This window comes from Curvivirga sp., from assembly GCF_965219885.1.
Classification (GTDB): Bacteria; Pseudomonadota; Alphaproteobacteria; order UBA8366; family Aestuariispiraceae; genus Curvivirga.
Genome location: NZ_CBDCOT010000009.1, coordinates 367439 through 378752, shown reverse-complemented (window position 1 = coordinate 378752; position 11314 = coordinate 367439). Strand labels below are relative to the sequence as shown.

Below are 11314 nucleotides of genomic sequence, written 5' to 3'. Positions count from 1 at the left end.
TTTGATTCAAATATTGACTGACTAGTCAGATAAATATAAGTTCTAATCAATTAAAAGAAAAGTAAATTTTGAGTGATAGGTGAGAAATGGCCCGGGATCCACGTTATGATATTTTATTCGAACCTGTAAAAATCGGTCCGGTGACAGCGAAGAATAGATTTTACCAAGTCCCGCATTGCACAGGTATGGGATGGTTACGCCCGCGAATGGTGGCAGACATGCGTGGCATTAAGGCGGAAGGGGGCTGGGGCGTCGTATGTACAGAATATTGTTCGATCCATCAGACATCTGATGACACGCCTTATCCAACACATGCTTTGTGGAATAATGATGATATTCGCGCACATGCTTTGATGACAGATCAAGTCCATGATCATGGTGGTCTGGCAGGGGTAGAGCTATGGCATGGTGGCAGTCGTTCCCCTAATTTTTTATCCCGTGAAGTTTCATTGGATGTACGTTCTATGCTGGGTGGGACGGGGGATCCAATTCAATCTCGTGCCATGGATAAGCAAGATATTAAGGATTTACGACGTTGGCATCGAAATGCAGCGATCCGTGCGAAAGAAGCGGGATTTGATATCGTTTATGTTTATGCGACGCATCATTACCTTTTGGATAATTTTCTAAATCCGAAACTGAATAATCGTCGTGACGAATATGGGGGAAGTCAAGAAAACCGTATGCGCTTGGTGCGGGAATTGATCGAAGAAACCAAGGAGGCTGTTGGTGATACATGTGCCGTGGCGGTGCGTTATACCACGGATGACGGTGGTGGTAAGGATGGGACGCCCGTGCATGGAGATCGTCTGGAAATATTTGAGGCTTTGGCCGAACTACCTGATCTATGGGATGTGAATATCTGGGATTATTCCTATGAAATGGGTGTGTCTCGATTTGTGAAGGAAGGCGCGCTGGAAGCTTATATGGCCAATGTGAAATCCTTGACTAGCAAGCCTGTCGTTACCGTAGGGCGCTTTACATCTCCAGATACGATGGTCAGTCAGGTTAAGCGTGGCATTGTTGATTTTGTAGGCGCTGCTCGTCCTTCCATTGCGGATCCTTTCTTGCCAAAAAAGGTAGAGGAAGGGCGACCGGAAGATATTCGCGAATGTATTGGTTGTAACATTTGTTATACGGGGGACAGTAAACATTACCCTATTCGTTGTACGCAAAATCCAGCCATGGGTGAAGAATGGCGCCGCGGATGGCATCCGGAAAAGATTGAAGATAAAGGGTCGGATGCTTCCGTGTTAATTGTTGGTGGTGGTCCAGCTGGGCTTGAGGCAGCGCGTGCATTGGGGCAGCGCGGATATGCGGTGATGTTGGCAGAAGCAAACCGAGACTTAGGGGGGCGTGTCACAAAAGAATCTGCATTGCCGGGTTTATCTGAATGGGCACGGGTTCGGGACTATCGTCAAACGCAATTGGATAAAATGATGAATGTGGAAGTTTTTCGCGAAAGTCGTATGAAATTGGACGATATTTTGGCGGTTGGCGCCGATCACGTGGCTATTGCTACTGGGGCGAAATGGCGGCGTGATGGCTTTGGGGTGACTTTGCAGGAATCGATTTCACCAGTTATGCCAGAAGAGCAAGTTTACACACCTGATGATATTATGGATGGCAAGTTACCTAAGGGAAAAACGCTTATTTATGATGATGACGGATTTTATATGGGGAGTGTCATTGCCGAGAAACTGGCATTTAACGGAAATGAGGTTGTCTACATGACGCCAGCCAGCATGGTGTCGCATTGGAGCGTAAATAACGCAGAACAAGAACGTGTCCATTGTCGTCTTGATGAGGTTGGTGTTGAAATTGTCTTGAATAAATATCTGGATAGCTTTGATGGGATGATCGCGAAGATTGCTTGCAGCTATACTGATAAAGAAACAGAAATTGCCGTAGACAGTATCGTGATGATTACATCGCGGGAGCCTGAAGATGATTTATATTATCAAGTTCAACAAGCGATCAAGAGTAAGCAAGAAGGGGTGCCAAAAAGCGTTAAACGTATAGGGGATGCTGAGGCGCCCGCAATTATCGCGGCTGCAATATATGCGGGGCATAAATATGCGCGTGAAATGGATAGGGAAGTCAATAATGATCATTCTGCTCGTCAGGATCGTGTTTTCTACCAGGAGGGATAATTCCAGAAATTATACTTCTGCTCAAAGATATAGTATGATGTAGGTAGGGAGGCGTTTGAAAACGCAAAAGAAAGGGATTTGTCATGAAACCCGAAGAAGACCCTGCCTATATTGAGCTTTTGAAATGCTTGCCTGATGATTTAAAGCATAATGTCGATCAACTCGTCCATATTTGGTATAAACATGGATATAATGATGGTTATGCTGAAGGGGCGAAAACAGGCAAAAAAAGTTAATTCACTTTTACTTCGCCCGTTTTTGTCTAGTCTCATTTTGGATCAAGCATAGCGTAATATTTTTTTACGTAACCATCTACCTTCCAGCTGCAGATAGTACCTTTCGGGATAAAGAAGCATTCATCTTTCTGGAAGACATTCACGGTACCATTTTCTTCTGTGATAGTGATTGTACCTACTAGGATTTGCACAAATTCATAGACGGGAAACGCTTCCATTTTACTTTCAAAACTTTCCGTGTCCCACATACCTACAAACATATCTTCAGTATCATTGGTAAAGTAATTGTAATCGCGCTGTCTGGGCTTTTGCCCTTCAATGGTAAAGGGGGCTGTGGTTTCCAAAACTTCCATTTGATCAGGCGTGATATCCGGATTAACGGACTGAACGGCACCTTTTGCAGGGACATTTTCTGGCGTCGGGCGATTAGGTGGTAGATAAGTTATATAGAACTTACGCAAGTTTTCTTCTTGGAGCCAGCTAACAGGCGCTGCATTTCGGAAGAAAACACTGTCCCCTTCCTGATAGCTATCAAGAAGAGTGTTATTTTCATCTACCATCTTAAATCCGCCTTCCAAGAGCCAGATAAATTCATCGCCAGGATAAGGGCCAAAAGCTTCTTGCATAGGCGTTGTGGTCCAAACTCCAACATTTAAACCGATTTCTTCTTCATTATAGTAATTATGCAGTGTCTGCGTCGGAATAGGGCTGTGAAAATCTTCTGCGTTACATTCCATTTCCTGCATACCTGTCTTGACAGGACCGAATTTCTCTAATCGATAAACGCGCTTCACGTTACTCATGTAGATATCCTTTTTAAATTAGTATTTAACTGTAGCTATTCTCCATGCTTTATTTTGTTTTGTCTATATAAATTGACTGACTAATCAGATAAATATAATGAAAAACTGCTATCTGTTTGATCCTTTCGGGTGATGTGATTATGATGTCACATATCTGAAAAAGAATAAGAGCTGGGTTTGTAATCAAATGGCTGTAGCAGAAGAAAAAAAATTACCAAATAGCCGCGTGATGGCACGTGAAGCACGTCGTCAGGAATTGATTGATGCAACTATCGATTCCATTGCAAAACGCGGATTTTCTGCAACGACTTTGACAACAGTTACCAAAGGCGCTGGTGTTTCTCATGGTGTGGTGAACTTTCACTTTAAATCTAAAGAAGCTCTTTATGATGCAACTTTGGAATATCTAACTCGTGAACATTACGAATATTGGTTTAAGGCGCTGGAGAAAGCCGGCGATGATCCAGTTATGCAATTGGCGTCTATGTTAGAGGCAGATTTTAGCCCAAAAACAGTTTCACATAAGAAACTGGCCGTCTATTTTGCGTTTTGGGGGCAGGCGATGTATCGCCCTTCCTATCTGGATATTCATAGTGGTTATGATGAAGAGCGTTCAGAGCAAATTGAACGTATCGCCAAAGAATTAATTATGGATGCGAATTATGATTTGGATCCAGAAGTCACAGCAAGGCGTTTAGTGACAATGATCGATGGGCTTTGGTTGCATATGTTACTGTATCCCAAGGCGGTGAAAAGACAACAAGCTCGCTATGATTGCTTCTTATTTCTATCAGAACTTTTCCCCAAGCATTTTGATAAGCCTGTTTTATCAGATTGAGATATATTGGCCTATAGAGATGATTAGATGAAAACTAATCTTCTTAATTAGGCAATTCCAAATCAATGATTAAATATTAAATGATTTTGCTAAGAAGGGTCCTTAGGTAGTCTGCGGATTAGACATGTGAACAAACTTGAATAATCAAAAGGACCATATGAATGTCAGTTGAAAAAACAGAGGTGCTTGTTATTGGCGGGGGCCAAGCTGGCTTGGCAGTGAGCGAGCATTTGGGTAATGCAGGTATCGAACATCTTGTCTTGGAAAAAGATCGTATTGCGGAACGCTGGCGTTCACATCGTTGGGATTCTTTGGTGGCTAATGGTCCGGCATGGCATGACCGCTTTCCAACATTGGAATTTGAAGATTATGAGCCGGGTGATTTTGTTCCAAAAGAGAAGGTTGCAGACTATTTCGTGAAATTTGCAGAACATATCAATTCACCAATTCGTTGCGGTGTAGAAGTTAAGCAAGTCACAAAAAATGAAGGCGGTCCGGGATTCGTCGCAGAAACATCTGATGGTGTGATTGAAGCACGTTATGTTGTCTCGGCAACTGGGCCGTTCCAACAACCTGTGATCCCAGCGGTTGTGCCGGATGATGCAGGCGTGGAACAAATGCATTCCACAGGATATCGTAATCCGGATCAATTACCTGAAGGGGCCGTTTTGGTTATCGGTGCAGGCTCTTCCGGGGTGCAGATCGCGACAGAATTGATGCGTGCTGGTAAGAAGGTTTATTTGTCTGTTGGCCCACATGATCGTCCGCCTCGTAGTTACCGTGGCCGTGACTTTGTATGGTGGTTAGGTGTGTTAGGTCTGTGGGATATGGCGACACCTGAACAAGGTAAAGAACATGTCACTATTGCTGTAAGTGGTGCTTATGGTGGTTATACGATCGACTTTAAACAGCTTGCGGCAGATGGAATGACCCTTGTTGGTCGAACGGAAAGCTATGAAAATGGCAAGATGGTCTTTGGTGATGATTTGGCCCAGAATGTTGCGGATGGTGACGCAAATTATCTATCCGTTCTGGATCAGGCAGATGCGTATATTGAGCGTAACGGCCTTGATTTGCCAGAAGAACCAGAAGCACGGGAAATGTTGGGTGCACCGGATTGTGTGACCAATCCACTTTCGGATCTGGATTTGAAAGAGGCTGGAGTTGGTTCCATTATCTGGGCAACAGGATTTAAAACGGATTTTAGTTGGTTGAAGGTAAATGCATTGGATGAGAACGGAAATCCAAATCATCAACGCGGTGTGTCTTCTGAACCGGGAGTGTATTTTGTAGGTTTACCTTGGTTGTCTCGCCGTGGATCCACTTTTATCTGGGGCGTGTGGCATGATGCAAAATATCTTGCTGATCATATCGCAACCCAACAAGGATATCTTAAACATCATAAAGCGCATCCGCCGGAAACAAAGGCAGCTGCAGAATAAATTGCTTTATATGTCAAAAGAAGCGGGGATGAAAATTCATCCCCGTTTTTTACTTTAAAGGCAGTATTTTACAATTCACCAGCTTCTTCTAAAACTTTGCGGGCAACCCTAAAACATTCAAGTGATTGAGGGACACCACAATAAATCCCAATCACGTGAATGATGGCCCGCATTTCCTCTTTAGTGACACCGTTATTTAAGGCGCCACGACAATGTATTTCCCATTCATGCATTTTGCCCAAAGCACCGATCATGGAAAGATTCATCATGGAACGGGTTTTGGCATCAATGCTATCATCGCCCCAGCCGAAACCCCAACACCATGCAGTCATGGCTTCTTGAAATGGGCGGGTGAAATCATCGGCTTTGGCTAGATTGTTTTCTACATATTCTGCGCCAAGGGTAGCTTTGCGTTGTTCTATCCCTTTTTCAAATAAGTTATTATCCATTTTTTCCGTCCTTCACGAATTGTCCTAACGCATTACAAATGGGTTTGCCATTGGTTCTGCGGAAGTATTAATCCAGGTTGTTTTTGTTCGTGTATAATCCAAGATGGCTTCGGTGCCAGCTTCACGACCATAGCCGGATTCATTAAATCCACCAAATGGTGCTATGGGCGACACGGCACGATAAGTGTTGACCCAGCAAATTCCGGATCGGATTTTTTGTGACACGCGATGGGCACGGGCAATGTTTTGGGTGAATACCCCGGACCCCAAACCATATTGAGTACCATTGGCAATCGCGATGGCTTCATCTTCCGTATCAAATGGAATTAAAGACATAACAGGTCCAAACATTTCCACTTTTAGGGTCTCGGTTTCATTATGGGCGCATTCCACTAAGGTCGGCGCCATATAATTGCCCGCTTGATCAAGCGGGGCGCCACCAAGATGGATCGATGCCCCTTGGGATTTTGCTTTCTCAAGAGTATCTTTAATCGTGTTTATTTGGGCTTCGGTGCAAAGAGGGCCTACATGAGTATTTGCTTCTAATGGGTCCCCAATAACAATTTTACTCGCTTTTTCCTTAATAATTTCAATCAATTTGTTAAGGATTGGGCGATGGATAAGGCCGCGGGAACCCGCTACACAAGATTGGCCAGAAGCACCAAAATTACCTGCGATCAGGCCATTTGACGCCGTTTCCAAATCTGCATCTTCAAACACAATGATCGGCGATTTTCCACCCAGTTCCAAACTTGTCACAGCAAAGTTTTCCGCAGAATTACGAACTACATGACGGGCAGTCTCTGGCCCACCTGTAAAGGCGATGCGATCAATATCAGGATGTCGGGTGAGCGGAATTGCGCAGTTTGGCGCATCTCCCGTAATCACAGATACAACACCTTTTGGAAAACCTGCTTGTTCTACAAGTTTGGCAAATTCAAACATTGGGGCTGGCGCATATTCGGAGGCTTTTAGAATAACCGCGCAACCTGCAGCCAAAGCTGGTCCCAGTTTAGTTGCGGTTAGGAACATTTGGGCATTCCACGGCACAATCGCTGCGACCACACCAATAGGATGGCGCGTGGTGAAGACATGCATATCGGGCTTGTCGATTGGCAAAACTGCACCTTCGATTTTGTCGGCGAGGCCTGCATAATAACGATAGTAATCGCCTACATATTTTGTTTGGCTTTGGGTTTCGGCAAGTAATTTACCGCTATCTGTCGTTTCAACACGCCCGATAAGTTCTGCATTTTCTTCGATCAATTCTGCGAGGCGGTATAGGAGTTTACCACGTGCGGTTTGTGTCATATCCCGCCATTCAGGGCTATCAAGTGCGGCTTTAGCAGAACTAACGGCTTGATTTACATCTTCCTCAGAAGCACAAGCGAAACTTGCCCAGTTTTCAGCTGTGGCAGGATTTTGTGAATGCATCACTTGTCCTGTACTGCCTTCTGTCCATTTTCCATCGATATATAATTTATAATGTGGTTGGTTCATTGTGTTATCCTTAGGCGAAAGCTGGCATCACTTCATTGATGAAGCGGTTAAGGGAATCGCGTTTGCGCTCATAACTCATGCCGCTATCAATCCAGAAAGAATATTCATCATATCCTAAATCTTCATAGTGTTTAATCTGGTCGATCACTTCCTGCGCTGTGCCAATTGTTAGGTCTTTACGCAATTTGCTGGCCGCCATCATTTCATTATTGGCGATATCTTCATCAGATAACCGTTCAATTAAACCTTGTTTCACAGGCCGTTTGTTTTGGAACCAAGCCCCGAAGTAATTGTAATATCGGCTTAGTTCATTCGCTGCGAGATCAACATCATTTGTATCTGATCCGACATATGTATGATGAAGCAACATGATTTTTGGGCGAGGACCATCATGTTTATCACATGCATTATTGAAACGTTCCATGAGGCTTTCGATTTCCTCAATCCCTTGCCAAAGCGGAGTTACTTGAACATTGAAGTTATTTGAAACGGCAAATTCGTGACTATTTGGATCACGTGCTGCAATCCATATAGGTGGACCATCTGTTTGTGCTGGTTTTGGGGCGGATGTGGTGGATGGGAATTTATAAAACTCTCCCTCATGGGCACAATCGCCTTCCCATAATTGACGCAATAATGGTGCTGTTTCGCGCATACGTTGACCAGCTTCCCAAGCATCAAGGCCCGGCATAATACGTTCATATTCATAAGAGTAAGCACCACGTGCTATTCCTAATTCCAAGCGCCCATCAATGATTAAATCAGTTGAAGCTGCTTCGCCTGCTAGTTTGATCGGATGCCAGAAAGGCGCAATGACTGTACCTGTGCCTAAGCGTACATTCTTTGTCCGATGAGCGAGGTCAACCAATGTTACAAAAGGGTTCGGCGCGATGGTAAATTCCATACCATGATGTTCACCTGTCCAGATCGCATGCATACCACCTTCATCAGCAATTTGACATAGAGATACAAATTCTTCGTAAAGCTCCGTATGTGGTTGGTCCGGTGACAGACGTTCCATATGCGCAAAAAGTGAGAATTTCATAAGGTCTCCTCCCGATTGTTTTTATTGGTTGTTGAGTGTGAAATAGGTGCCGCCGGCATATCCAAGGCCTGGTTGACCACTATTGTTAAAATCATGAACTTCACCAAGAAGGATGGAATGATCTCCCGCGGGAATAGCCTTTGATTTTTTGCAAATGAATTGTGCCGTTGATGCATCTAATAAAGGCATTTCCATATGGCCTTTTTGCCATGAAACCTGCTGAAAACGATCGCCATTGAATTTTGCAAAAATATCGGAAACTTCCTGTTGATCTGCAGATAGAATATTGACTGCGAAGTAATCGCAATTCTCAAAGATATCGAAACAAGAGAGATATTTCCCCGGACAGACCAGCAGCATCGGTGGGTCAAGGGATACTGACGTGAAAGAATTGGCTGTGAAGCCGACAGGATTTCCTTCTTTTGTCATTGTTGTGACAACAGTCACACCGGTCATGAAGCTTCCAAAAGCGTCGCGTAATTTACGTGGGTCAATATTAATCATTTTACTTCCTCCTCAATAAAGCTCAGGAGCGCTTGGTTCACTTCATCCATATGGGTCATTGGCATCATATGTGCGGCATCTTTGATAATCATTACCTGACCTTTTGGGGTGAGTGCGGCCATTCTCTCTGACATGGTTGGGGTAGAATTCGGTTCATTTTGGCCAGTGATAAACAAAGCTGGCATTGCTAGTTTTCTTAGGTTTTCAGGCGAAGGACCATTTTCTGTGGCGAAGACTGTATAAGCATTTCTATAACCAGCCGGATTCACATTTATGAGCCATTCTTTGCAAGCGGTTGCAGCATCACTTTCTTGATCCGAAAACCAACGTGTGAGTGGGCCTGTTGGATCAGCTACTGTTTTCCCATCTAGGCTTTTCGCGCGTTTCTGAACCGCATTTACGGCATTTTTGTCACGTTGAAAAATAGCGTTTAATGCAACGACAGCTTTTACTTTATCTGGATGATGAATAGCCAAATCAAGCGCAATCATAGCTCCCATGGAATGACCCATCACAATCGCAGGTTCGCTGATGGCTTCTGTGATTTTTTTTGTATAGCTGGATAGGTCCAAGGTAATCGCATCAAGATTGCTTTCACCATGCCCAGGCATATCCGGGGCGATGACTTTATAGCTTTGACTGAAGGCATTGATTTGTGCATTCCATGCCTCTGCACGAAGACCAACACCATGAAGTAACACAATGTTTTGGCCTTCGCCTTTGATAATGGCTTTAAGTTGCCCGAAATCAGACCGCTGCTGGGTTGTCCAGATCATGACCTAATTCCTTCAAATCTTGATAGCGGTCCCCGATACGATGATGTGGACGACCACCTGTGGCACCGCCAAGTACGATAACAACCTCATCCGCACGCGGTGCATCAGGAATGGAAAATTGAATGGTGAGGTAGTGGGAGCGGCGCCCTGCATCATTTTTGTCCATCAAAGGAACCATGATAGGCGCATTGGCAGGGCCACGTGTATTGGCAAAAGAGAGATATGATTTGGCTTCTACAGCTTCGCGGAAATAATTCCCGAAGCGCAAAGTATGTATCAAGCCAGAGGCATGTTCAATTTCGCCATCAAGCCCGACAACTGCGCTTTTTCCATAAGCTTCAATTGCATCACCTGAACCAGCTAGTTTAATGATTTTGTCTGTTAGTAATGCGCCTAGTTCAGGGCCATATGCGTGGATTTCAGGCTTTAGATCTTCCACGTAACGGCCGGCCCAAGGGTTGGTAATAACTGCTGCCACAGCAAATAAGCGCCAAGGCTCTGAAACTTCGCGATACCCTTCGATCAGAACTTCTTCTTCATAGGTCACGATTTTTCTAATTTCTGCCTTCATTTCCATTTCCTTTTGTTGATTTTATTTTGCCAATACAGATGGCGTAATTCTTTGAACAAACTAATCACAGGAAATGCTATTTTTGACAAACGACAGATTCATAGACTAAGATATTAGTAATACTTATATCTAGGTTACATCTATGGGAAAATCATTACCGCCGCTTGGTTGGTTTCGGACATTTGAAGCTTCTGCCAGACATTTAAATTTTTCAGCTGCTGCCGACGAATTGGGGATGACTCAATCGGCAGTTAGTCAGCAAGTACGGTCTTTGGAAGTAAGGCTGGCAACCCAGTTGTTTATCCGTAAAGCCCGCGGTTTGGCCTTGACGGATGATGGCCGTAAGCTTTTACCAATGGTTGGATCAGCGATGGAATCGCTAGGGGCTGCGGCAAGTTTATTTGATGTTGGCCCGACGCAAGGACTTTTAACCATCGCCACGTCAGTGAGTATTTCTCAATGGATATTAGCGCCTAATATGCAGGACTTCCTGGATATGCATCCGGGATTGCGTATCCGGTTGATGAGTACGATTTGGCCTGATGAGTTTAATACCTCAATTGCGGATGTTGAGATCCGATTTGGTTCTGAAAAACAAGTTGGTAAAGGGGCTGCTAGATTAGGACCAGATGAGCTTATCGCTGTTGCTGCTGTCGATCATACTGCCCCGTTGGAAGATAGTATTTTGATCGAAGCTGTTGGTACCTCAAAAGGATGGCAGGAATGGGCGAGGAAAGCAAAATATGGGACTGATCTTTCGCCAAGTCTACATGTGGATTCTTATGGTGTCGCATTAGATCTTGCTGCAAATGGTAGCGGTGTTGCCTTGACCAGTTCACTGCTTGCGAAATCCTCAGTTGATGTGGGCAAACTTAAGCAGATTGGTCAAGTTGGGATAATGGGAAATGAGGGATATTATCTGGCAACAGTTTCTGAAGCGGAGGTGGCCAAAGAATTTAGCAAGTGGATCAAAACAGTGATTGGTACATACTAGTTC

The 11314-nt window shown here is 44.3% G+C and carries 12 protein-coding genes; 5 read left to right on the top strand and 7 right to left on the bottom strand.

Features of this window, described 5'->3' with window-relative positions; translation table 11 throughout:
• Positions 1–86 precede the first annotated feature (86 nt).
• Positions 87–2153: an FAD-dependent oxidoreductase gene (locus tag ACOQOA_RS07275; RefSeq protein WP_420547981.1), complete on the top strand. Its 2067-nt coding sequence runs from the start codon at positions 87–89 to the stop codon at positions 2151–2153.
• A gap of 83 nt (positions 2154–2236) precedes the next feature.
• Positions 2237–2389: a hypothetical protein gene (locus ACOQOA_RS07270; protein WP_420547980.1), complete on the top strand. Its 153-nt coding sequence runs from the start codon at positions 2237–2239 to the stop codon at positions 2387–2389.
• A gap of 32 nt (positions 2390–2421) precedes the next feature.
• Here the strand turns inward: ACOQOA_RS07270 and ACOQOA_RS07265 are convergent, their stop codons facing one another.
• Complete coding sequence (locus tag ACOQOA_RS07265) at positions 2422–3192, bottom strand: cupin domain-containing protein (protein ID WP_420547979.1); 771 nt, start codon at positions 3190–3192, stop codon at positions 2422–2424.
• Positions 3193–3379: 187 nt separating this feature from the next.
• Here ACOQOA_RS07265 and ACOQOA_RS07260 point away from each other — a divergent pair, with 187 nt between their 5' ends.
• Together ACOQOA_RS07260 and ACOQOA_RS07255 are read left to right on the top strand one after the other, a co-directional pair.
• The gene (locus ACOQOA_RS07260; protein WP_420547978.1) at positions 3380–4030 is read left to right on the top strand and encodes a TetR/AcrR family transcriptional regulator; all 651 of its coding nucleotides are present in this window, start codon (positions 3380–3382) and stop codon (positions 4028–4030) included.
• 161 nt (positions 4031–4191) lie between these two features.
• Positions 4192–5472 carry a flavin-containing monooxygenase gene (locus tag ACOQOA_RS07255; protein ID WP_420547977.1) on the top strand — a complete coding sequence of 427 codons (1281 nt, stop codon included), beginning with the start codon at positions 4192–4194 and terminating at the stop codon, positions 5470–5472.
• A gap of 68 nt (positions 5473–5540) precedes the next feature.
• On the opposite strand, the gene ACOQOA_RS07250 is transcribed toward ACOQOA_RS07255, so the two are convergent.
• The 6 genes from ACOQOA_RS07250 to ACOQOA_RS07225 are packed head-to-tail and all read right to left on the bottom strand — an operon-like array spanning position 5541 to position 10317.
• The gene (locus ACOQOA_RS07250) at positions 5541–5921 is read right to left on the bottom strand and encodes a carboxymuconolactone decarboxylase family protein (RefSeq protein WP_420547976.1); all 381 of its coding nucleotides are present in this window, start codon (positions 5919–5921) and stop codon (positions 5541–5543) included.
• Between the two features lie 24 nt (positions 5922–5945).
• On the bottom strand, positions 5946–7421 hold the full coding sequence (locus ACOQOA_RS07245) for an aldehyde dehydrogenase (protein ID WP_420547975.1): 1476 nt from the start codon (positions 7419–7421) through the stop codon (positions 5946–5948).
• Between the two features lie 10 nt (positions 7422–7431).
• Positions 7432–8466, bottom strand: coding sequence for an LLM class flavin-dependent oxidoreductase (locus ACOQOA_RS07240; RefSeq protein ID WP_420547974.1), 1035 nt, complete (start codon positions 8464–8466; stop codon positions 7432–7434).
• Positions 8467–8487: 21 nt separating this feature from the next.
• A complete protein-coding gene (locus ACOQOA_RS07235; protein ID WP_420547973.1) occupies positions 8488–8970 on the bottom strand; it encodes a flavin reductase family protein in 483 nt (160 codons plus the stop codon).
• Positions 8967–9746, bottom strand: a complete 780-nt coding sequence (locus ACOQOA_RS07230; RefSeq protein ID WP_420547972.1) for an alpha/beta fold hydrolase — start codon at positions 9744–9746, stop codon at positions 8967–8969. Before ACOQOA_RS07230 ends, ACOQOA_RS07235 begins: the two co-directional genes overlap by 4 nt.
• Positions 9718–10317 carry an amino acid synthesis family protein gene (locus ACOQOA_RS07225; protein WP_420547971.1) on the bottom strand — a complete coding sequence of 200 codons (600 nt, stop codon included), beginning with the start codon at positions 10315–10317 and terminating at the stop codon, positions 9718–9720. Before ACOQOA_RS07225 ends, ACOQOA_RS07230 begins: the two co-directional genes overlap by 29 nt.
• 142 nt (positions 10318–10459) lie before the next feature.
• Here ACOQOA_RS07225 and ACOQOA_RS07220 point away from each other — a divergent pair, with 142 nt between their 5' ends.
• Positions 10460–11311 (top strand): LysR family transcriptional regulator, encoded by an 852-nt coding sequence (locus ACOQOA_RS07220; RefSeq protein ID WP_420547970.1) that lies wholly within the window; start codon positions 10460–10462, stop codon positions 11309–11311.
• Positions 11312–11314 lie beyond the last annotated feature (3 nt).

Bases quoted from the DNA above. Each gene is read 5' to 3' on its own strand.
- ACOQOA_RS07275 (WP_420547981.1), top strand. From the start codon at position 87: ATGGCCCGGGATCCACGTTATGATATTTTATTCGAACCTGTAAAAATC.
- ACOQOA_RS07270 (WP_420547980.1), top strand. From the start codon at position 2,237: ATGAAACCCGAAGAAGACCCTGCCTATATTGAGCTTTTGAAATGCTTG.
- ACOQOA_RS07265 (WP_420547979.1), bottom strand. From the start codon at position 3,192: ATGAGTAACGTGAAGCGCGTTTATCGATTAGAGAAATTCGGTCCTGTC.
- ACOQOA_RS07260 (WP_420547978.1), top strand. From the start codon at position 3,380: ATGGCTGTAGCAGAAGAAAAAAAATTACCAAATAGCCGCGTGATGGCA.
- ACOQOA_RS07255 (WP_420547977.1), top strand. From the start codon at position 4,192: ATGTCAGTTGAAAAAACAGAGGTGCTTGTTATTGGCGGGGGCCAAGCT.
- ACOQOA_RS07250 (WP_420547976.1), bottom strand. From the start codon at position 5,921: ATGGATAATAACTTATTTGAAAAAGGGATAGAACAACGCAAAGCTACC.
- ACOQOA_RS07245 (WP_420547975.1), bottom strand. From the start codon at position 7,421: ATGAACCAACCACATTATAAATTATATATCGATGGAAAATGGACAGAA.
- ACOQOA_RS07240 (WP_420547974.1), bottom strand. From the start codon at position 8,466: ATGAAATTCTCACTTTTTGCGCATATGGAACGTCTGTCACCGGACCAA.
- ACOQOA_RS07235 (WP_420547973.1), bottom strand. From the start codon at position 8,970: ATGATTAATATTGACCCACGTAAATTACGCGACGCTTTTGGAAGCTTC.
- ACOQOA_RS07230 (WP_420547972.1), bottom strand. From the start codon at position 9,746: ATGATCTGGACAACCCAGCAGCGGTCTGATTTCGGGCAACTTAAAGCC.
- ACOQOA_RS07225 (WP_420547971.1), bottom strand. From the start codon at position 10,317: ATGAAGGCAGAAATTAGAAAAATCGTGACCTATGAAGAAGAAGTTCTG.
- ACOQOA_RS07220 (WP_420547970.1), top strand. From the start codon at position 10,460: ATGGGAAAATCATTACCGCCGCTTGGTTGGTTTCGGACATTTGAAGCT.